Origin of the sequence: Burkholderia puraquae, from assembly GCF_002099195.1 — a bacterium.
GTDB lineage: Bacteria > Pseudomonadota > Gammaproteobacteria > Burkholderiales > Burkholderiaceae > Burkholderia > Burkholderia puraquae.
Window position 1 is genome coordinate 1 of the sequence record NZ_NBYX01000031.1, and the last position, 19,557, is coordinate 19,557.

Genomic DNA, 19,557 nt, shown 5'->3' on the forward strand with positions numbered 1-19,557 from the left:
GCGAGGCCGATGTAGGTCCACACGCGCAGCGGCACGGTGCTGAAGCTGGTGATGCCTTCGAGCGCGAAGTTCCAGCGCCGCCATCCGGAGAATTTGGAGCGGCCGCCGCTGCGTGGCGCACGCGTGTATTCGATGATCTCGATGCGATAGCCGACCCACGCGAACAGGCCCTTCATGAAGCGGCGGCGCTCGGGCAGCGCGCGCAGCGCGTCGACGACCTGGCGGTCCATCAGGCGGAAATCGCCGACGTTCTCGGGCATCTCGACTTCGGAGAGGCGGTTGTGCACGCGGTAGTAGAGCGCGGCGGCCACGCGCTGCATCAGCGGGTCGCACATGCGGTCGGTGCGCTTGGCGGCGACGACTTCGGCGCCGCCAAGCCAGCGTTGGACCATGGCGGGAATCAGCGCGGGCGGATCCTGCAGGTCGGCGTCGATCAGGATCACGGCGGTGCCGGCGGCTTCGTCGATGCCGGCGGTGAGCGCGGCTTCCTTGCCGAAGCGCCGGGTGAGATCGACGATGCGCACGCGCGAGTCGCCGGCGGCGACGTCGATCAGCTTGTCGAGCGTGTCGTCGCGGCTGCCGTCGTTCACGCAAACGATTTCGAAGCGCGTGGTGTCGATCGATTCGAGGATGGGAAGGGTGGTCGCGAAGAATGTCTCGATCGCTTCCGCCTCGTCGTGGAAGGGTACGACGAGCGATACCAACGGCTTTCGGGTGTGCCTGGACATGTGTCCCCCCGTGAAATCCGGTCTGCGCCGCATTGTCTGGTCCTGTTGTCGCCGAACTCGCGGAAACGGGCCCGGGTCGGCGCTGGTCTTGTATGTATTGTGTTTGTAATGTTCTGATCCGTTTGCCGCGAACCGCGGCGGCAGGCGGCCAGATCATTGTACGCACGAATGACGTGGCGGTGACAGCGTGCGCGGGTTTGCTCGGGGGGCAGGGATTTCAGCGATATGGCGGCGCGCTGCGGCGCCGTCAGGAACCGCAACGGCCGCATGTGCAACAGTTGGCATGTCGATTTGACGACGACGGCGACGGAGACAGTCATGCAAGTCCAGGATCTGACAGGTGCGTCGCTGGATGACTGGGTCGCGGTCGCGGAAGGCCATGATGCCCCGCGCGCCGACGCGTCCGGATGTACGTCGATTCGCTCCGCGGGCGGTGCGCCGGCGCCGTTCGCGCCGTCGACATCATGGACCGACGGCGGCCCGATCGTCGAGCGGCTGCCGTTCGCCGCATTCGAGCGCGACGGCGGGCACGGAGCATGGCGAGCCGTGCTGCACCGGGCCGTGCCGGCCGCGGGCGAGCGCTGCACATTCAACCAGTCCGGCTCGACGCTGCTGATCGCGGCGATGCGCACGCTCGTCGCCTCGACGTTCGGCGACGACGTGCCGGACCTCGATATGGCGCGGCCACGCTGAACGCAGCCACACACGTCAACGCTCAGGCGGACACGCTCCGGATTGCGATCGATGCGACATCGACGCGCCGCGGCAGGATCGCGTCGGCCGCCGCGCGGTCGGCGACACGTTGCAGCACGTCGATGTCGGCGCCGCTGAGGCTGCGCTGCGCGAGTGCGGCCCGGCGCGCGATGTCGGTGGCCGCGTCGGGCGGCAGGCGCGTGAGCGACGCATAGACGCTTGCATAATCGGCCGGGTGCGCGAGCGCCCATTGGCCCGCGCGGGCGAGTCGTGCCAGCACGTCCGCGAGTGCCGCGCGCTTCGCGCGATCGTCGAGCGTTTCGACCGGCGACGTGAGGAAGGCCAGCCCGGAATTGATGCCGCTGCCGTCGCGGACGATGCGCGCGCCGCGCCGTACCGCATGCCCGTAGTACGGGTCGAATGTCGCCCAGATGCCGATCCGTTTCGCCTCGAAGGCGGCGAACGCATCGACGGGCAGCACGAAGCGCACGTCGACGTCGCGCGGCGCGAGGCCGTGTTCGCGCAGCGCGCCGTACAACTGGTACTGCGAGATACTGCCGCGCGCGGACGACACGACGACGGTTTGCCCTTTCAGGTCGGCGACGGTGCGGACCGGCGAATCGGGCTGCACGACGATGCCGAGCGACGCCGGCGAGCCGACGCGCGTCGCGACGATCCGCAACGACGGGTCGCCGAGCGCGGCCGTCAGCACGGGCAGGTCGCCGGCAGGCGCGAGATCGATCGCCCCCGCGCGCTGCGCCTCGAACAGCGGCGCGGCGCCCTGGAAGTTGGCCCAGCGGAACCGGTAAGGCGTGCCGTCGAGCACGTGCGCGGCTTCGGCGAGTGCGCGCAGGCCGCCGGCCTGGTCGCCGAGCACGAGCGTGACGCCCGACAGGTCGGCGCCGGCCGCATGAGCGGGGCGTGCGAAGCCGCCGGCGAGCGGCGCGGCGGCGAGGGCGGCAAGACGCTGCAGCACGCGGCGGCGCGCCGGGGCGGAGGATGGATTCATCGGCGGGGTGTCCTCGGTGATCCGCGCGCAGGCGGCGCGGCTGCCGGGCAGGTTACGGAATCGGTTTCCGGCCGACAAACATCGAATCGTGCAATGCATATTCGCGCGGCGACGGCCGGCATGGCCGCCGTCGCCGCACGCGGGCACCTTATGCGGCGTCTTGTGCGGCCGACGGCACCGTCCGCAGGAACGCGCGCACCGCCGGTGCCTTTTCGAAGCGCCGGTGCGCGAGCGCCAGTTCCGACGTGATCGGCTTGCCGGCGATCGGCCGGTACACGACGCCCGGCAGCGACACGCAGCCGGCGAGCGCATCGGGAATCACCGCGACCCAGCCGTTCACGGACACACATGCCAGCACCGCGAGCAGGCCGCCCGGTCGTGCGGCGATCAGCGGCGCGAAGCGGCCGCGGCGCGCGACTTCGAGCGTGCCGCGTTCCTGTTCGGGTACCGCGAAGCGCGCGTCGGCGAGGTCGGCAGCGCGAATGGCCGCCATCGACGCGTAGCGCGACCCGGCCGGCACGGCCGCGACGAACACGTCGCGCTGCAGCGTGACGATCCGCAGGCCGCCGGGCAGCGGCAGCGGCGGGCGCACGTACGCGAGATCGAGCCGGCCCGTGTCGAGCTGGTTCGCGACGTCGTCCATCGGCACTTCGCGCAGGTTCAGCTCGATGCGCGGGTGCGCGGCACGAAACGCGCCGACCGTGCGCTGCAGCGTGCCCGAATAGACGGCCGACGACACGTAGCCGATCTCGATCCGGCCGAGTTCGCCGCGCTCGGCCAATGCAGCGAGTTCGCGGCCGCGCTGCAGGTGTTCGACCGCGGCGCTTGCCTCGGCGAGATAGGCCTCGCCGGCCGCGCTCAGCGTGACCGCGCGGCGCGACCGGTGAAAGAGGCGCACGCCGAGCACGCGTTCGGCCTCCTGGATCTGTCGCGTGAGCGCAGGCGGCGCCATGTCGAGCGCTTCGGCCGCGCGGGCGAAGTGCAGGTGCTGCGCGACGCTCAGGAACGCGCGCACGTGACGGAATTCGAGCCGGTCCATGATTGCAATTTTCGTCAATAAAACAGCGTTGGCGTGTCAATGACAGGCAATACCGGGCAAGCCTAGCATACGGCTCGTCCAACCTGTTCCGGAGTAGCCGATGTCCCAGTCTTCACCGGCGTCGCGCGCGGGCGCGGCTGCCACCACGCGCATGGGCGCCCGCATGCCTGCCGCCGCGACGCTCGCCGTCGCATCCGCGACCTGCTCGCTGATCGTGCTCGACACGAACGTCGTCGCCGTGTCGTTGCCGAGCATCGCGCGCAGTTTCCACGCGAGCTTCGCCGATGTCGAATGGGTCGTGAGCGCGTACATGACCGCGTTCGCCGCGTGCCTGCTGCCGGCCGGCGGGCTCGCCGACCGCTTCGGCCGCAAGCGGATGCTCTTCACGGGGCTCGCGCTGTTCTTTCTCGCGTCGCTCGGCTGCGGCGTCGCGCCGTCGGCCGGCTGGCTGATCGCCGCGCGGGCGGTGAAGGGCGGCGGCGCCGCGCTGCTGCTGACCGCGGCGCTCGCCGTGATCGCGAACCGTTTCCCGGAAGGGCGCGAACGGGCGCGCGCGTGGGCGATCTGGGGCATGTGCATGGGGATCGCGACGGCCATCGCGCCGCTCGTCGGCGGCGCGATCACGCAATGGATCGGGTGGCGCTGGGTGTTCCTGCTGAACCTGCCTGTCTGCCTGCTGCTCGCCGCCGGCGCACGCGTCGCGATCGACGAATCGCGCGATCCGCACGCGAAACGCGTGGATGCGGCCGGCAGCCTGCTGTTCGGCGCGGCGCTCGCGTGCGCGATCGCGGCGCTGATCGGTGCGCCGTCGCACGGCTGGCTGGCGGCCGCGACGCTTGGCCGGCTCGCGCTCGCCGCCGCGCTGTTCGCGGCGTTCATCGGCGCGGAGCGCTGGCAGGCGCGGCCGATGATCGATCTCGCGCTGTTCCGCCAGCCGCGCTTCGTCGGCGCCGTGCTCGCGATGTTCGGCTATGCGGCGTGCGCACAGGTGATGATGACGTTCCTGCCGCTGTACCTGCAGAACGCGTTCGGGATGTCGGCGATCGACGCGGGGCTCGGGATGCTGCCGTTCGCGTTCGCGATGATCGCCGGGCCGTCGCTCGGCGCGGCGCTGGCCGCGCGCGTGTCGTCCGGCGGCGTGCTGGCGGGCGGGCTCGCGCTGATCGGTGCGGGCAACCTCGCGACCGCGGCGCTGACGGCCAGCGGCGACTACCGGCTCGTCGCGCTCGGCATGTTCGTGACGGGCTGCGGCGCGGGCATCATGAACGGCGACACGCAGAAGGCGATCATGGCGTGCGTGCCGCCGAACCGCACGGGCATGGCGTCGGGCATCAGCACGACGACGCGCTTCTCGGCGATCGTGACGGCCGTCGGCGTGCTCGGCGCGGTGCTGGCGGCGAGCACGCATGCACGGCTCGACCGGCTGCTGTCCGCCGTGCCCGGCCTGCGCGCGTTCGCCGATGCATCGTTCATGTCGAGCCTGCTGGCCGGCGACCTGGCGCGGGCGCTCGAGCGCGTGCCGCCGTCGGCCGCCGGTGCGCTTGCGCAGGCGGCGCCCGTCGCGTTCGCGAGCGGGTTCGCCGATGCGCTGACGGTGAGCGGCGTGCTCGCGCTCGTCTCGGCCGTCGTTGCCGGCAAGTTGCTTGCGCAGCCGATGCGCGGCGCGTAGCGCGGCAACCCGGTGTGCGGCCGGGCATACGGGCATGCCCGCAATCAAGTCTGCTGCCGGCGCGTTTGGCCCGGGGCTGATGGGCATGCTCGCGAGCCGCGATGGCACGCCCTATGTCGCCCTCACGGTGGTGGCGAGCCTGCTGTCGGCAGGGATGCTTCTCCTGGTTCGCCTCGCGCCCGCGCGAGTCGCCAGGGTATCGGCCAGTCATGCCACCTGGCAAAAGGCGTCAAACCTCGCGTCGATGCGCGTTGCCGGCCGGCAACGGGCCGTCCATGCTGGCCGGATTCCACGGGCGTGAAGCGCAGGTGACGTCGCGCACGATCCTGCTGCCGACGCTTGGGTCGATCGCGTCGCTGTCGCTGTCGGTGCTGCTCGCGCTTGCGCGGCACGTCCGGCGCGGCACGCCGTTTCAACGCATCGCGTCAGCCTTTCAGCGCGTCACGATCGGCCTGCGCATCGTGCAGGTCGCGTGTCGCGTCGCGCAGCTTGACCTGCTTGTCGGCGAGCTTGCGTTGCGCCTTGTTCAACTTCTTCGCATCGCCGAGTGCTTCGGCTTCATGGGCACGTGCCTGCGCTTCGTGCACCTCGTCCTGCGCGCGCTGCAGATCCTGCTGCTTGCCGGCAACCTCACGCTCGGCGCGCGCGAGCTGGCCGGCGTCCGTGCAATGGGCCTTGATCCGGTCGAGCGCGGCCTGCTGGCGCATCGCCTGACGCGTGTTGCCGAACCGCTTCGCGTTGTCGATCTGCGTTTGCAATGCGCGGATGCGCGTCGCGCAGTCTTGCGTATTGGCGAATGCGCCGGTGCTCGCGAGCAGCGCGACCGGAACGGCCAGCGCAACGAGTGTCTTCTTCATGCGGTTTTCCTCGATAGGGCAGCGACGGGCATTCGCGATGCCGATGTCCATCCGCCAGTGTTCGAGACGTCATTCTGACGATCGGGCACGGACCGGGTAAATAGGACCGGTCCGACATGCCGCTGCTGCGCGGATCGTTGCGGGCCGCGGGCCGCGCCGCTCAATGCGACTTCGTCGCGAGGCGGTGGATGCGTGCCGCATGGGCGACACGCGGCGGGTGCGACGCATGGCAATGCGACGCCTGCCTGCGGCGCGTGCGTCGTGTGGGCTCGGGCGTATCGGCCGCGGCCGGCGTGCTGTTCCGCGCATCCGCAACCGCACCGGCCGCAATTGCCGCCACAGCTGGCTGCATCGCTTCCGCGTCGAGCCATGCGTGCGTTGCCTCCGCGATCAGCCCGCGCAGCCAGCGTACGCCTTCGACGCATGCGCCCGCTTCGTTCCAGGTCATCCGGTACACGATGTCCGGCGGTTCGGCCGGCAGCGCGACGGCGGCGAGCGGCAGCAGCTTCGCATAGTGCCGCGCGAGCCGGTGCGTGGTGGTCAGGAGCATGTCGGTGCGCACGAGCGCATGCGCGGCGAGTTCGAAATGCGGCAGCGTGACGACGATCCGCCGCTGCAGGCCCACCCGCTCGAGCTGCTTGTCGATCGCGCCGGACGCTTCGAGCCACGACGGCGTCGGGCACAGCTGCGGCGCTTCGGCAAAATCGGCAGCCGTCATCGTGCCGCGCCGCGCGAGCGGATGCGTCGCGCGCATCAGGCAGACGACGCGATCGTCGAACAGGTCGTCCTGCCGGAACCGCGACGAGCGCGCCGGGCGATTGTCGATCACGACGTCGAGCTCGCCGTCGGCCAGCGCGCGCTCGTCGTCGAAGCCGTCGCCGAGCGGATGGAACACGAGCTGCGCGCTCGGCGCGCGTTCGCGGAACAGCGCGACGAGCTTCGGCACGAACAGCACGTTCAGGTAGTCGGGGCAGCCGATCCGGTAGGTGCGCACCGACGTGCGCGCGTCGAACGTCGGCTGCTGGATCCGGATGAAGTCGATCACGCGCAGCGCGTTGCGCAACGGTTCGACCAGCCGCGCGCCGAACTCGGTCGGCACCATCCCGTAGCGGCTGCGCACCAGCAGCGGATCGCCGAGCAGCGTGCGCAGGCGCTTGAGCGCGGCACTCGTTGCCGGCTGCGACATGTTCAGGCGCACGGCCGCACGCGACACGGTGCGCTCGGTCAGCAGCACGAGCAGGATGCGCATCAGCCGCGCATCGAGCACGTCGAGCGCGCCCGCGGCGTCGGACGTGTCGCGGGGCAGGGCGTTCGGGTCTAGTGGGTCCCGCATGCCGATACGCCTCCCGGCGACCCGGCGCCCGGGCGCGACGCAGCAGCGGGCCGGCGGCGCGTCATTGTGCGAAGGTGCCCGGCCAGCCGACGATCCGCTTCGGGCGCGGCGGCGCATACGTGCGGACCTTCGATGTCTTCAGCTTCAGGCGCACCAGCGACTCGGCGAGCGCGACCGCGGCCGATACGCCGTCGACGACCGGCACGCCCGTGCATTCCTCGATCTGCCGGTCGAGGCCGGCCATCCCGCCGCAGCCGAGGCAGATCACTTCCGCGTGATCGTCCTTCACTGCGCGTTGCGCCTGGCCGACGATCGACTCGATCGCGCGGGCCGGGTTCTCCTCGAGCTCGAGCACCGCGAGGCCGCTTGCACGCACCGACGCGCAGCGCGCATCGAGCCCGGCGAGCTTCAGGCGATCCTCGATCAGCGGCACCGTGCGGTCGAGCGTCGTGACGACCGAGTAGCGGTGGCCGAGCAGCATCGCGACGCTCGCAGCCGCTTCGGTGATGTCGACGACGGGCACCGTCAGCAGTTCCTGCAGGCCTTCGCGGCCGTGTTCGCCGTAGCCTGCCTGGATCACCGCGTCGTACGGCTCGTCGTAGCTCAGCACGCGATCCATCACGGCGATCGCCGCGAGGTAGCTCTCGAAGTTGCCTTCGACCGACTCCGCGCCGAAGCGCGGTGTCAGCCCGACGATCTCCGTGCCCGGCGACGCGGCGGCCTGCGCCTGTGCGGCGATCGCGTCGGTGATCGACTCGGTCGTGTTGACGTTGACTACCAGGATCCTCATTGCGACTCCGTATGCATGTATTTTTTCAGTGTTTGGCGCAGGCGACCGCGATGGGTTCGCCCGAGCGCTCCTCGTAGTGCCGTTTGCGATCGGCCAGCAGCCAATACACGCTGCCCGCAATGGCCGCGCCCAGCAGCCACGAGAACGGCGTCATCGCACTGAAGGCCGGCACGACGGCGAGCGTGATCGAGATCAGCGCGGACGGCACGAGCGCCGCGAGTGCCTTGCGGTTCACGCCGCGCGTGTAGAAATAGGCGCCGGCGGGCGCTTCGGTATAGAGGTCGGGCACGTTCACGCGCTGCTTGCGCACGAGCCAGTAGTCGACCGTGATGATCCCGTACAGCGGGCCGAGCAGCGCACCGAGGCCGGACAGGAAGTAGACGATCACGATCGGGCTGTTGTACAGGTTCCACGGCAGGATCAGCACGGCGATCGTCGCGCTGATCAGGCCCGCGCGGCGGAACGACAGGCGATGCGGCGCGAGGCTCGTCAGCACGAACGCCGGCGCGACGAAGTTCGCCATGATGTTCACGGCCACCGTCACGATCAGGAACGCGAGACAGCCGAGCACGAGGAACAGCTTGTTCGGCACCGTCGCGATGATTTCCGTCGGGCTGTGGATGATGTGGCCGTTCAGCTTGAACTGCGCGCCCGCGAGCACGAAGCTGATCGTCGCGAACACGAGGATGTTGACCGGCAGGCCCCAGAAGTTGCCGACGCGCACCGTCTTCGCGCTCGGCGACGAGCGCGCGAAATCGCAGAAGTTGAGTACCAGCGTGCCGTAGATCGCGAGCCACAGCGAGCCGCCCGCGAAGATCTCCGTCCACATCTTCAGGCCCGTCATCGGCTTGCCGATCGACATCGCGAGATGGCCGCCCGTGCGGCTGAACATCCACGCGGCGAGCGACAGCGTCGTGACGAGGATCACCGGGCCGGCCAGCCCCTCGTACTTGCGGACCATTTCCATCCCGTACGTGAGGATGCCGATCTGCACGAGCCAGATCGCGACGAACGTGACCCAGCCGAGCGTCGACAGCCCGAAGATCGCATTCTGGTCGAATGCGGCGAGGCCCGGCCAGATGGCGGTGAGCAGCACGCGCAGCACGACCGACGCGAGATAGGTCTGGATGCCGAACCATGCGATCGCGATCACCGCGCGGATCATCGCGGGCAGCATCGCGCCGTAGATGCCGAAGCTCATCCGGCTGATCACCGGAAACGGCACGCCGGTCTTCTGGCCCATGTAGCCGGTGAGATTCATGAAGCAGTAGACGAGCACCGCGCCGATCGCGAGCGAGGCGAGCATCTGCCAGCCCGACAGGCCGAGCGCGAACAGCCCGATCGCGAACGAGTAGTTCGCGATGTTGTGCACGTCGTTGGTCCATAGCGCAAAGATGCTGTAGCGGCCCCACGTCCGGCCCTCGGCCTTGGTGGGCGCGAGGTCGGGATTGTGCAGCCGCGGGCTCAGCGCAGGGTCGCGCGCGGCCGAACCGGTTCGATGCGATGCGTCGTCCGCGCCGAGCACGATGCCCGGGCGGTGGGTGGCTTCCAGTTGCACGCCGTTGTCTCCTTCCATGTGCGGGGCGCGAAACCGGCAGCGTGTACACGCTGCGCGGGCCCGGCCGCCGTGGACGTTATGTCTCGGATTTGTTCGCGAGTATGGGTGGCCGGCACGGTGATGGGAAATTAAATATTCGGCTGGGCGTCATTTGAAAAATGAATGGAAGGCGGGCGGCAGCAACGGCCGGGTGTGGCACGCGAATTGCGCGCAAGCGGGCTCCATCCACATCGACATCAGCGGAGGTGTCATGCAGCGATATTCCTTTCGTCATGTATCGCGAGCCGTCTTCGCCGGCATCCTGATTGCAGGCCTCGCGGCAGGCGCCGGCTGCCAGAAGAAGAGCGACAGTGGCGGCGCGAGTTCTGATTCGGGCGCGACAGGCGGCATGTCGGCGGCGCCGTCCACCGCGCCGTCGGGTACGCCGGGCAGCGGGGCGGCCGGCAGCAGCGGCGACAGCGGCGCGAGCATGCCAGGTGCGGCCTCCGCGCCGGGCGGCGCAAGCGGCGGCTGACGCGCGCGATTGGCCGAAGGACGGCGCGCCGGCTGCGTGCCGGTGTGCCCTCCATTTTCTTCGAGTGCCGTGCCGGTCGGGCATGTGCGCCGGGTGGCGCGCACGCACGCGGCCGCGTGCACATGAAAGATTTGCAAGGACCGTTGTAGCGATTTCCGGACTGGCGGCGGCAGTGTGACGCAGGCGTACGCCGGCCGGGCAAGGAGGTGCGATGCAGAACGCGGAATCGAACCCTACCCCGGAAAAGCAGCGTGAACAGATCGAGAAGAGCCCGGTGCAGACGCCGGCGGCCGGCGACATGCCCGACGCGGCGACCCAGGCGGCGCAAGTCGCGCGGCGTCCGCTGACGCCCGAGGCGATCGCCGGGAAAATGCCGACCGGCCTGCCGCCGGTCGAGCGCGGCACGCATGCGCCCGACAGCGACGACCCCGTGCGGCGAGCGGCCGCCCGGATCCCGACGCTCGACAACGCGTGCATGGCGATGACCGACAACACGGTCGACGTCGACGGCAAGGGCATGGAAGCTGCCGCGGGCGCGTCGAAGTGGCACGACAACGTGATTTATTCGAACGCGTCGCTCGACGAGGCGGTCGATACGCCCGACGAAGGGCTCGGCGGGATCGAGAGCCGCCCGTCCGGCAACATGCCCCAGATCGCGACACGGCCGGGCTGGCGCGTACGCCATGTGGGCGATGTCGACGTCGAGCACGGCGACGGCGCGCGCGCCGAGCATGTGATCGTCCTGGAGCGGAGCAACTGACGGCGTGGCGAGAAGGTGCGGCGGGCGGCGCCATCGCGCCGGCCGCCGCGACCGTTGGCGGTCCTTACTGCGGACCCAGTTCCTGCGCGGACGTATCGGCGTCGTTGCCCTGCGCAACCAGTACGTGGATATCGTTCGGCGTCACGTCGCCGACCCCGCCAGACGGAATCGTCAGCAGCAGCCAGTCGGCGTTGTTGTTGATGGTGACCGGCGCGGTCTTGAGGATCGGCGTCTTGCTGCCTGCCGTCGTGACGATCACCTGGTAGCTGCCGCCGTTCAGGTAGATCGAATCCTGCGTCGATGCCGGCACCGCGTTCTGGTAGGCCGCGCCTGCGAGCGTCGGGCTTTGCGTCGTGATGTCGGTGCCGGGCGGGACGACGTACATGTCGACGTTCTGCGCGTTCGGCGACGCGTTGAAGCTGCGCACGCGCGCCTTGTCCGACAGCAGGCCCTTGTCGTACGGATCGTCGATCACGGAGATCAGCGACGTCGTGCTCGGCAGCGCGATCGTCGTGTAGTGATGGCCGTTTGCCGCGCTGAACGATTGCGCGGCGATGGTCGTCGTCGTACCGGAGACGTCATAGCTCGCGTTCTGCGTGCCCGAGTCGACGTCGTGGTAGCGCGTCACGCCCTTGTACGCGATACCCGCCTGGTCGAGCTTCGCGTTCAGGTAGTAGTCGAGGTTCGGCCCGGCCGGCACCGCGTTGATGAAGCGTGCCTGCGGCTTCGAGATGCCAAGCTCGGTGCCGACGTCGTTGCCGTCGCCGCCACATGCCGCGAGCACGGAAACGACCGAGCACAGGGCTGCCAGCGTTCGTATTGATCTCATGTTGTCCTCTCGTTCAGGGAACCTGCTTGCGACGCGGGATCGCCACGCGAAAGCTCGCGCGGCGCGCCGCGCCGGTTGAGGGAAGGATGTTGTCCGCCGGATCGGCGGGCGCGTGGATGGCGCAAGCGATGTGCCTGCGCGGCGAATGGCGGCGGGAAGTGATGGCGGGAAGCGGCGGGAGGAAGCGCGCACGCGCCGGCGGGGCGGCGTGCGCGGGGCGAGGCGGGCCGCGTGGAGCGGGCCGCGCGACCGGTGCGGTTGTAAAAACGATCGCGTCGCGCGGGCGACGCGCGGCGTCAGCGGTTCACGAGCCGGGCCGGATAGGCGAGCGCGAGGGCGCAGCCGACCACCATGCACGCGGCGAAACCGTACAGTCCCGCGCTTTGCGAATGGAACGTGTCGCGCAGCCAGCCGATGAAATAGGTGCTGCCGAACCCGCCGAGGTTCGCGATCGAGCATGCGAACGCGATCCCGCCGGCAGCGGCCGAGCCCTTCAGGAACGTCGAAGGCAGTGCCCAGACGACCGGCATCGCGGCGGCCGCGCCCGCGTTGATCAGCGAGAACAGCAGCACCGTCCCGAGCGTGCCGTGCGACGACGAGGCCGCGATCGCCAGCGCGACGGCCGATACCATGAACGGGACGACGATATGCCAGCGGCGTTCGCGCGCGCGGTCGGAGCTTGCGCCGCAGTACAGCGTGGCGAGCACGGCCGCGGCATTCGGGATCACCATCAGCCAGCCGATGTGATACGCATCCTTCACGCCGGTATCGCGCAGGATCGTCGGCAGCCAGAAGCTCACCGCATAGAGGCCGAGCAGCACGCACAGGTCGATCAGGCCGAGCGCCCATACCTTCGGATCGGAGAACGCCTTGCCGAGCGCATGGCTCTTGTTGCCGGACGGATCGGCGTCGAGGTTCGCACGCAAAGCGTGCTTCTCGTCGGCGTTCAGCCACTGCGCGGATTCGATGTTGTTGGGCAGCCAGCGCAGCACCGCGAAGCCGAGCAGCACCGACGGCAGCGCTTCGAGCAGGAACAGCCACTGCCAGCCGCCGAGCCCGTGCGCGCCGTCGAACGCGCGCATGATCCACCCGGAGATCGGGCTGCCGATCATGCTCGACAACGGCAGCCCGACCATGAACAGCGCGACGATCCGCGCGCGGCGCGCATCGGGATACCACTGCGTCAGGTACAGCAGCACGCCGGGCAGGAAGCCGGCCTCGGCCGCGCCGAGCAGGAAGCGCACGATGTAGAACTGCATCGGCGTATGCACGAACATCGTCGCGCCCGACAGCAGGCCCCACGTGATCATGATCCGCGCGATCCACAGCTTCGCGCCGACGCGTTGCAGCACCAGGTTGCTCGGGACTTCGAACAGGATGTAGCCGGCGAAGAACAGGCCGGCGCCGAGCCCGTACACCGTATCGCTGAACTTCAGGGCGTCGAGCATCTGGAGTTTCGCGAGGCCGATGTTGATGCGGTCGAGATAGGCCGCGAAGTAGCACAGGCAGAAGAGGGTGATCAGGCGCAGCGTGACCTTGCGATACAGATTGCCGTGCAGCGCGTCGTCGGGGGAAACGGCGGCGCTCGGGTGTGCGGTAGACATGGGATTGCCCCTGTTCGAATGTGACGGATGAATGGGTGGCCGATCGACGCGAGCGGGCGTTCCGCTGCGCACTGGAGTCTGTATATCACGGCAATTAAATAGCGTACACACTAGAAAATACTGAATGGAACAGGCATGGTTCCGGCCGCGCAACGGAAAGCATTCGTGTGAGAAAAACCGCATGTTTAAAGAGGTTTTTGATGAAGAAGCATGCGCGTCGAATGGGGGCGGAGAGGGGCGAGGCGTGCACAAAATTCGTGCGTATGCGCTTAAAAGTGAAGCGTGTGCGCGAAAGTCCGCCAATGCGCGCATGTGCGTGCGCGCCGGCAGGTTCGAACGTGCGCAGTCGCCGTTGCGGCGACGTGCCCGGCGGGCAACGGGCAGCCGTCAGGCGTTTGTCAGGCGCGCTGCGTGCCGGGCATCGCGAATCCTGATGCACCGCAATGAAGCGGCAACCCGGCAGCCGGTCGGGCCGAATCGAGGGTGTACACTGCTTGTCTTTCACTGACATGCGGCACGGGCCTTTACTTTCATGGCGTCTTCCAAGGATTCCTACGACTTTCACGACCAGGTCGGGCACTTGCTGCGCCGCGCGTATCAGCGGCACGTGTCGATCTTCCAGGAAGCGATCCCCGATTCGGATCTCACGGCCGCGCAGTTCGTCACGCTGTGTGCAGTCAAGGAGCGCCAGGCGTGCTCGCTGAACGACATCGTCAAGGCGACCGCGATCGACCAGGCGACGATTCGCGGCGTGGTCGATCGCCTCAAGGCGCGCGCGCTGATCGAGGTGCTGCCCGATCCGAACGACGGCCGCAAGCTGATCGTGCGCGCCACCGCGACCGGCCTCGCGCTGATCGACCGCACGGTGCCGTTCGCGCGCCAGGTGACGGAGCGCACGTATGGCGCGCTCAATCCGGGCGAACGGGTCGCGCTGCAGTTCCTGCTGCGCAAGATGATGGAAGAAGACGGCGACGCATGATGCGCGCCGGCAGCCGGTCGGCAGTCATGCCCGTGTGGCTGGCCGGTCTGCCGGCCGACCTGATCCCGCGTGAACAGGCCCTAGGCCACGCCGGTTGCCGCCGGCGCACCGGCCGCGTCGGCCGTCATCAACCGGCCGGCGTCGCGTAACGCGGCCCGGATCGTCTCCGGCGTAAACGGCGGCGCGTAGAGCCGCACACCGGTCGCATCGAACAATGCGTTCGCGACGGCGGCAGGGCCCGGCACCGACGCCGATTCTCCCGCGCCGAGCGGCGGCTCGCCTTGCCTCGGCATCAGCACGACATCGACGTCCGGCACTTCCGCGAAGGTGAGGATCGGATAGCTCGCCCATTCGCGCGACGCGACCTTGCCGTCGGCGAAGCGCACGCGCTCCTTCAGCGTCCGGCTCAGCACCTGGATCACGTTGCCGTGGATCTGGTGGCGCACGCCATCGGGGTTGATCATCGTGCCCGTGTCCTGGCCGACCGTGACGCGTTCGATGCGGATCTCGCCCGACACGCGATCGACGCTCAGGTCGACGATCCATGCCGACCACGCCGCGCCGAAGCCGGGGAAGCGGCTGTGCACGTAGCGCGCGTAGGCGATGCCGCGGCCGCGCACGAGCCGCGACGTAGCGGGTTCATGCGGCGTGCGCCGCACGCGCGGCGTCCAGCCCGCGCGGTCGGCCACGGCCTGCAGCAGCTCGGTCGCGCGCGTGTCCTGCAGATGGCGCAGCCGGAACGCCAGCGGGTCGACACCGGTCAGCGCCGCGCATTCGTCGACGAACGCGTCGTGCGCGAACGAGTTCGGCAGCGCCGACACGCCGCGCAGCCACGATGCGCGCACGAGCGGCGCGAGATCCTCGCAGACGAAGCGGCGATGCGGGCTCGCATACGGCGACACGGCCGTGCGGTCGCCCATCTCGAACACGCGCGGCTCGGGCACGATCGCGCCGGTCAGCAGCGCCGCGAGCAGCGGCGCGTCGTTCGACGGGTAGCGCGTCGTGAAGTCGTAGCCGAGCAGGCGGCCGTCGCGTGTGACGGTGCCGGTCACCTGCATCGACTGGCCGGCGCCTTTCGGCTCCCACAGATGTTCGTCCGCGCGCGACAACTGCACGCGCACCGGGCGGCCCGCCGCGCGCGACAGCAGCAGTGCGTCACCGCATACGTCGTCCGCGCCGTTGCGGCCGTAGCAGCCGGCCGCTTCCATCCGCACCACGTCGAAATCGGCTTCGTCGCGCGCGACGAGCGTCGCGAGGTCGTAGCGCAGCGAGACGGGATTCTGCGTGCCGGACCACACGGTGATCCGGCCGTTGCCGGGCTCACGGTAGTCGGCGAGCGCGCATGACGGGCCGATCGAGCCGTGCATCTGGAACGGCCACGCGTAGGTGCGCGACAGCGTGATCGTGTCGGGCTGCGCGCGTGCCGCGCCGACATCGCCTTCGTCGAGCAGCACGCGGCGTTTGGCCGGCGCGGCGGCAATCGCGGCAGCCGGCTCGTCGAGCGGCGGCAGCGCGGGGAGCGGCCGCCACGTCACGCGCAGCTGGCGCGCCGCGCGGATCGCGTGCTCCTCGCGTTCGGCCACCACGCCGACGAAATCGCCGATCGCGACGACGGCCACGAGCCCCGGCACGTCGGCCACCGACGCGCGGTCGACGTCGACGAGCGTTGTGCCGACGAAGGCGCCGCTGTCGTGGCCCGCATACGGCGGCCGCACGACACGGCCGTGCAGCATGCCCGGCACGCGCATGTCGTGCACGAACGTGAGCTGGCCGGTTGCCTTCGCCGGCAGGTCGACGCGCGGCGACGACTGGCCGACGATCCGGTACCGGGCGGGATCCTTCGTGCGGGTGTTCAGGTCCAGCGTCAGCGCGATCCGGTGCGCGGCGACGAGCGTCGCGAACGTTGCCGTTTGCCCGTTCGCCGAGATCGTTGCATCGTCGATGTGCAGTTGCGCCGCGTCGACACCGAACCGTTCGGCGGCAAGCGCCAGCAGCGCGTGACGCGCCTGCGCGGCCGCGCAGCGTAGCGGCGTCGCGGAAATCTGGATCGTCGCGCTCGCGATGGTCGGGCCCTGGTTCGGTGTCGCGGCGGTGTCGCCGAGCACCATCGTCACGCGCGCGGCCGGCACGTCGAGTTCCTCGGCGACGATCTGCGCGAGCGACGTACGGATGCCGGTGCCGAGATCGACGTGGCCGTTGAACGCGAGGATGCGGCCGTCGTCGAGAATCGCGACGAACACTTCCGGCAGCGCCGGCACGTAGGACGACAGGCTGCCCGGCTGGCCGGGCGCCGGCTTGACGGGCGGCGCGGGCGGCCGGATCACGGTCAGGCAGCCGTTGCGCGCGAGCAGTTCGGGGCGGTTCACGGATGAAGGGTCCTGTCGGGGAAGAGGCGGCGCGCGGCCGGCTGCGGCGCATGCGGGGCGAGGCGGCCGCCGGCCCGGGCGTCGTGTTTGCGGCGTGCGTCGAGCGCAGCGGCGGGGGCCGTCGCGCATGCGCGCGACGCCAATCTAGGCCGCCAAAAGCGCAGCGTCAATCGTGCGGGCGGGCGCCGGCCAGTCACGCCGCCGGCCCGCCGCGACGATTCAGCGCGTGCGCGCCTGCACGGCATCGATCGCCGTGATCGCATCGTCGAGCGGCATCACTGCCGCGTATTTCTGCTGCATGTCGAACAGGTTCGCGTCGTGCGGCGCGATCGCGCGATCGCCGACGCAATCGGCGAGCACGAGCGGGCGGAACCCGTGCGACATCGCGTCGACGACGCTCGCGCGCACGCAGCCGCTCGTCACGGCGCCCGCGACCAGCAGCGTCTGCACCGCGCGCTGCGCGAGCCACGGCGCCAGTTGCGTGCCGAAGAACGCCGACGGCACGGTCTTGCGCACGACGAGTTCGCCGGGCGCGGGCGTGAGCTCCGGCACGATCGCGCTGTTCGGATGGTGCTCGGTCAGCGTCGCCATGCCGGGCACCTTCAGCGAGAACACGTTGTCGTCGCTGCCGTCGTCGGCGTACACGATGCGGCTGTGCGCGACGGGCCAGCCGCGTTCGCGCGCCAGCGCGAGCGCATGCGTCGTGCGCGCGATCGCCGGTGCGATGTTGCCGCCGCCGAACGTCGCGGGATCGGCGAAGCCGACGACGAAGTCGACGATCAGCAGGCCGATGTTGCCGTGCGGGGGCAGCGGCGTGCCGAAGCCCTGCTGGCGGTAGACGCTCGCTTCGGCGTGACGGGAGAGGTCGTTCATGGTGTCGGGGCTCGTCGGTCAGGCGGGTTGGTCGGTCACGCGGCCGTCGCGCACGACGGTTGCGCCGTCGAGTTCGACCGTGCAGCGGCGCAGCGGGATGTCGATGTGGCAGGTGGTCGTGCGGTTGCCGCCGCCTTCGTTGTTCGGGCCGAGCGAGAACAGGAAGTTGCCTTCGAACGCGCGCGCGTCCATCCCGATCGTCGCCTCGCGGTCGTACAGCCCGAGCGTCGACCAGCGCGCACGCGGCTGCAGCCCCCAGCCGATATGCGAGATCGCATAGCCTTCGGGGTCGGCGAACGTTTCCATGTAGTCGCGCAGCAGGTCGGCGTCGACGCCGCCTTCGATGTGCGTCGCATAGCCGCCTTCGACGGTCAGTGCGATCGGTTCGCTCACGTAGTGCTTCTGCGGCAGCAGGATGTCGCCGCGATCGATCACGATCGTGCCGCGCGCGGTGCGGTCGTTCGGGTAGGTCAGCGCGAAGCCGCTCGGCCAGTGATCCCAGCGGCCCGGTGCGTCGACGAAACCGTATTCGGCGGTCGGCGGGAACTCGCCGAGCGGGCACACGAGCGCGGTGCCGGCCGCCGACGTCACGCGCATCTCGCGGGCGGCGGCGATCTGCTTCGCCGCGGCAAGCACGCGCGCGCGGTCGGCCAGTGTCGGCACCATCCGCACGAGCACTTCGGGCGGCTCGACCGCGAGCAGGATCTTCGTGCCGGACTTCAGGATCTCGTGCTGCTCGGGCGAGAACAGCAGCGTCATCAGGTCGAGCACGAGGTCGCTCTCGCGCAGCGCGGCGATCGCGGCCTTGTTGCCGGTCAGCGGCGTCGTGCCGAGATACGCGAGCGGGTCGCGGCTGAACGCCTTGTCGCCGTTCACGGGCGGCAGGTCGAGCCGGTTGACGATCGCGCCCATCGATTGCGTCGAGATCAGCGCGCACGACAGCGTCTGCGGGTGGGTGGCCGCGCTCGTCAGGATCGTGACGGTCTGGCCCGGTTCGAGGCGTGACAGCGTGAGCACCTGCTTCCACGCGTCGATCAGTTGGGTATCGCTGACTGGCATCGTCGGCTCCGGTAAAGGCGTGAAGGAAAGGGGCGGGCGCCGCGCGATCAGGCCGCGAGCGGCGCGCCGAGGAAGTCGCCGAACGCCGCGTAGAAGCCCGGTGCGTTGTCCCACGGAATCATGTGGCCGGCGTCGGGCACGCGCACGTGCCGCATCGACGGCGTCGCGCGCTGCAGTTCGGCGACATCGTCGTCGCGCACCACGTCGCCGCGTTCGGCCGTGATCAACAGCGACGGCACGGGCAGCTGCGCGGCGTCCGCGTGGAAATCGTCGGTGTGGAAGCCTTCGTACGACGCGCGCACCGCGCGCTCGTCGCAGGTATGCAGCCATTCGGCGCGCAACTGCAGTTCGGCGTCGGTCCACGTCGGGCAGAACGCGCGCATGCCTTCGGCGTCGGTGCCGGCGCGCGCGAGCGCCATCGAGTCGATGTACCACGGCAGCTTGCCCGGATAATCGCGACGGTTCGGGCCCGACACCGGCGGATCGACGAGCACGACCGATTCGAGCCCGCGGATGCCGCGCCGCGCCGCACGCGCGGCGATTCGCGCGCCCATCGAATGGCCGACGAGGCTCGTGCGCGGCAGGCCGAGCGCGGCGACGAGTGCCGCGATGTCGTCGGCCTGCGCATCGAGGCCGTAGTCGAGCGACGGCGACGCGTCGGAGAGCCCGCGGCCGCGCACGTCGAGCACGTAGGTATCGAACGCCGCGCCGAATACTTCGCCGACGAAACCCCACGTGATCGCGGGGCTCGTGATGCCGGGAATCAGCACGATCGCCGGGCGCGAGGCGCGCGCGCCGGTCGTGCCGCCGTAGCGCAGGTAGTGCTGGCGGATGCCGTTCGCGCGGATGTTCGCGCCATACAGGAAAGTCGAGGGCATGAATGGACTCCGTCGGAAA

General features: G+C 69.7%; 19 protein-coding genes and 1 pseudogene. 7 read left to right on the forward strand and 13 right to left on the reverse strand.

Features of this window, described 5'->3' with window-relative positions:
* Nucleotides 1-728, reverse strand: a 728-nt coding sequence (locus B7G54_RS34315) for a glycosyltransferase family 2 protein (RefSeq protein ID WP_085043206.1), incomplete at its 3' end; no start/stop codon positions are given.
* 318 nt (nt 729-1,046) lie between these two features.
* Here B7G54_RS34315 and B7G54_RS34320 point away from each other — a divergent pair.
* On the forward strand, nt 1,047-1,421 hold the full coding sequence (locus B7G54_RS34320; RefSeq protein WP_085043207.1) for a phage protein NinX family protein: 375 nt from the start codon (nt 1,047-1,049) through the stop codon (nt 1,419-1,421).
* Nucleotides 1,422-1,443: 22 nt separating this feature from the next.
* On the opposite strand, the gene B7G54_RS34325 is transcribed toward B7G54_RS34320, so the two are convergent.
* Complete coding sequence (locus tag B7G54_RS34325; protein ID WP_085043151.1) at nt 1,444-2,430, reverse strand: ABC transporter substrate-binding protein; 987 nt, start codon at nt 2,428-2,430, stop codon at nt 1,444-1,446.
* 148 nt (nt 2,431-2,578) lie between these two features.
* Nucleotides 2,579-3,469 carry a LysR family transcriptional regulator gene (locus B7G54_RS34330; RefSeq protein WP_085043152.1) on the reverse strand — a complete coding sequence of 297 codons (891 nt, stop codon included), beginning with the start codon at nt 3,467-3,469 and terminating at the stop codon, nt 2,579-2,581.
* A gap of 100 nt (nt 3,470-3,569) precedes the next feature.
* Between B7G54_RS34330 and B7G54_RS34335 the strand changes: the two genes are divergently transcribed.
* From B7G54_RS34335 to B7G54_RS39890, 3 genes and pseudogenes are all read left to right on the forward strand, one after another.
* On the forward strand, nt 3,570-5,138 hold the full coding sequence (locus B7G54_RS34335) for an MFS transporter (RefSeq protein ID WP_085043153.1): 1,569 nt from the start codon (nt 3,570-3,572) through the stop codon (nt 5,136-5,138).
* Nucleotides 5,139-5,172: 34 nt separating this feature from the next.
* Nucleotides 5,173-5,439 (forward strand): hypothetical protein, encoded by a 267-nt coding sequence (locus tag B7G54_RS34340; RefSeq protein WP_133059245.1) that lies wholly within the window; start codon nt 5,173-5,175, stop codon nt 5,437-5,439.
* Nucleotides 5,384-5,530, forward strand: a pseudogene (locus B7G54_RS39890) (AEC family transporter); the annotation flags it as partial. The gene B7G54_RS34340 and the pseudogene B7G54_RS39890, both read left to right, overlap by 56 nt.
* A 33-nt stretch (nt 5,531-5,563) precedes the next feature.
* On the opposite strand, the gene B7G54_RS34345 reads toward B7G54_RS39890, so the two are convergent.
* The 4 genes from B7G54_RS34345 to B7G54_RS34360 form a co-directional block, all read right to left on the reverse strand.
* Nucleotides 5,564-5,995, reverse strand: a complete 432-nt coding sequence (locus B7G54_RS34345) for a DUF1090 family protein (RefSeq protein ID WP_085043208.1) — start codon at nt 5,993-5,995, stop codon at nt 5,564-5,566.
* A gap of 160 nt (nt 5,996-6,155) precedes the next feature.
* Nucleotides 6,156-7,328 (reverse strand): LysR family transcriptional regulator, encoded by a 1,173-nt coding sequence (locus B7G54_RS34350; protein WP_085043155.1) that lies wholly within the window; start codon nt 7,326-7,328, stop codon nt 6,156-6,158.
* Between the two features lie 61 nt (nt 7,329-7,389).
* Entirely contained in the window at nt 7,390-8,118 is a 729-nt protein-coding gene (locus B7G54_RS34355) for an aspartate/glutamate racemase family protein (RefSeq protein ID WP_085043156.1), read from the reverse strand.
* A gap of 25 nt (nt 8,119-8,143) precedes the next feature.
* Nucleotides 8,144-9,694 carry an NCS1 family nucleobase:cation symporter-1 gene (locus tag B7G54_RS34360; RefSeq protein ID WP_085043157.1) on the reverse strand — a complete coding sequence of 517 codons (1,551 nt, stop codon included), beginning with the start codon at nt 9,692-9,694 and terminating at the stop codon, nt 8,144-8,146.
* Nucleotides 9,695-9,926: 232 nt separating this feature from the next.
* Between B7G54_RS34360 and B7G54_RS39420 the strand changes: the two genes are divergently transcribed.
* Both B7G54_RS39420 and B7G54_RS34375 read left to right on the forward strand, forming a co-directional pair.
* Nucleotides 9,927-10,190: a hypothetical protein gene (locus B7G54_RS39420; RefSeq protein WP_175130419.1), complete on the forward strand. Its 264-nt coding sequence runs from the start codon at nt 9,927-9,929 to the stop codon at nt 10,188-10,190.
* Nucleotides 10,191-10,401: 211 nt separating this feature from the next.
* On the forward strand, nt 10,402-10,950 hold the full coding sequence (locus tag B7G54_RS34375) for a DUF3005 domain-containing protein (protein WP_085043158.1): 549 nt from the start codon (nt 10,402-10,404) through the stop codon (nt 10,948-10,950).
* 64 nt (nt 10,951-11,014) lie between these two features.
* Here the strand turns inward: B7G54_RS34375 and B7G54_RS34380 are convergent, their stop codons facing one another.
* Both B7G54_RS34380 and B7G54_RS34385 read right to left on the reverse strand, forming a co-directional pair.
* Complete coding sequence (locus B7G54_RS34380; RefSeq protein WP_085043159.1) at nt 11,015-11,779, reverse strand: DUF4397 domain-containing protein; 765 nt, start codon at nt 11,777-11,779, stop codon at nt 11,015-11,017.
* Nucleotides 11,780-12,075: 296 nt separating this feature from the next.
* Complete coding sequence (locus B7G54_RS34385) at nt 12,076-13,383, reverse strand: MFS transporter (RefSeq protein WP_085043160.1); 1,308 nt, start codon at nt 13,381-13,383, stop codon at nt 12,076-12,078.
* Nucleotides 13,384-13,915: 532 nt separating this feature from the next.
* Here B7G54_RS34385 and B7G54_RS34390 point away from each other — a divergent pair.
* The gene (locus B7G54_RS34390; protein ID WP_085043161.1) at nt 13,916-14,362 is read left to right on the forward strand and encodes a MarR family winged helix-turn-helix transcriptional regulator; all 447 of its coding nucleotides are present in this window, start codon (nt 13,916-13,918) and stop codon (nt 14,360-14,362) included.
* A gap of 80 nt (nt 14,363-14,442) precedes the next feature.
* On the opposite strand, the gene B7G54_RS34395 is transcribed toward B7G54_RS34390, so the two are convergent.
* From B7G54_RS34395 to B7G54_RS34410, 4 genes are all read right to left on the reverse strand, one after another.
* Nucleotides 14,443-16,728: a xanthine dehydrogenase family protein molybdopterin-binding subunit gene (locus tag B7G54_RS34395; RefSeq protein WP_085043162.1), complete on the reverse strand. Its 2,286-nt coding sequence runs from the start codon at nt 16,726-16,728 to the stop codon at nt 14,443-14,445.
* Nucleotides 16,729-16,947: 219 nt separating this feature from the next.
* Nucleotides 16,948-17,601 carry an isochorismatase family protein gene (locus B7G54_RS34400; RefSeq protein WP_085043163.1) on the reverse strand — a complete coding sequence of 218 codons (654 nt, stop codon included), beginning with the start codon at nt 17,599-17,601 and terminating at the stop codon, nt 16,948-16,950.
* An 18-nt stretch (nt 17,602-17,619) separates the two neighbouring features.
* Entirely contained in the window at nt 17,620-18,660 is a 1,041-nt protein-coding gene (locus B7G54_RS34405; protein WP_085043164.1) for a 2,5-dihydroxypyridine 5,6-dioxygenase NicX family protein, read from the reverse strand.
* 47 nt (nt 18,661-18,707) lie between these two features.
* Nucleotides 18,708-19,538: an alpha/beta fold hydrolase gene (locus B7G54_RS34410; protein WP_085043165.1), complete on the reverse strand. Its 831-nt coding sequence runs from the start codon at nt 19,536-19,538 to the stop codon at nt 18,708-18,710.
* Nucleotides 19,539-19,557: the final 19 nt, after the last annotated feature.

Excerpts from the sequence above, each read along its gene's own strand:
- B7G54_RS34320 (WP_085043207.1), top strand. The coding sequence starts at position 1,047 with ATGCAAGTCCAGGATCTGACAGGTGCGTCGCTGGATGACTGGGTCGCG.
- B7G54_RS34405 (WP_085043164.1), bottom strand. The coding sequence starts at position 18,660 with ATGCCAGTCAGCGATACCCAACTGATCGACGCGTGGAAGCAGGTGCTC.
- B7G54_RS34400 (WP_085043163.1), bottom strand. The coding sequence starts at position 17,601 with ATGAACGACCTCTCCCGTCACGCCGAAGCGAGCGTCTACCGCCAGCAG.
- B7G54_RS34355 (WP_085043156.1), bottom strand. The coding sequence starts at position 8,118 with ATGAGGATCCTGGTAGTCAACGTCAACACGACCGAGTCGATCACCGAC.
- B7G54_RS34340 (WP_133059245.1), top strand. The coding sequence starts at position 5,173 with ATGCCCGCAATCAAGTCTGCTGCCGGCGCGTTTGGCCCGGGGCTGATG.
- B7G54_RS34335 (WP_085043153.1), top strand. The coding sequence starts at position 3,570 with ATGTCCCAGTCTTCACCGGCGTCGCGCGCGGGCGCGGCTGCCACCACG.
- B7G54_RS34390 (WP_085043161.1), top strand. The coding sequence starts at position 13,916 with ATGGCGTCTTCCAAGGATTCCTACGACTTTCACGACCAGGTCGGGCAC.
- B7G54_RS34410 (WP_085043165.1), bottom strand. The coding sequence starts at position 19,538 with ATGCCCTCGACTTTCCTGTATGGCGCGAACATCCGCGCGAACGGCATC.
- B7G54_RS34325 (WP_085043151.1), bottom strand. The coding sequence starts at position 2,430 with ATGAATCCATCCTCCGCCCCGGCGCGCCGCCGCGTGCTGCAGCGTCTT.
- B7G54_RS34330 (WP_085043152.1), bottom strand. The coding sequence starts at position 3,469 with ATGGACCGGCTCGAATTCCGTCACGTGCGCGCGTTCCTGAGCGTCGCG.
- B7G54_RS34385 (WP_085043160.1), bottom strand. The coding sequence starts at position 13,383 with ATGTCTACCGCACACCCGAGCGCCGCCGTTTCCCCCGACGACGCGCTG.
- B7G54_RS34345 (WP_085043208.1), bottom strand. The coding sequence starts at position 5,995 with ATGAAGAAGACACTCGTTGCGCTGGCCGTTCCGGTCGCGCTGCTCGCG.
- B7G54_RS34375 (WP_085043158.1), top strand. The coding sequence starts at position 10,402 with ATGCAGAACGCGGAATCGAACCCTACCCCGGAAAAGCAGCGTGAACAG.
- B7G54_RS34360 (WP_085043157.1), bottom strand. The coding sequence starts at position 9,694 with ATGGAAGGAGACAACGGCGTGCAACTGGAAGCCACCCACCGCCCGGGC.
- B7G54_RS34350 (WP_085043155.1), bottom strand. The coding sequence starts at position 7,328 with ATGCGGGACCCACTAGACCCGAACGCCCTGCCCCGCGACACGTCCGAC.
- B7G54_RS34380 (WP_085043159.1), bottom strand. The coding sequence starts at position 11,779 with ATGAGATCAATACGAACGCTGGCAGCCCTGTGCTCGGTCGTTTCCGTG.
- B7G54_RS39420 (WP_175130419.1), top strand. The coding sequence starts at position 9,927 with ATGCAGCGATATTCCTTTCGTCATGTATCGCGAGCCGTCTTCGCCGGC.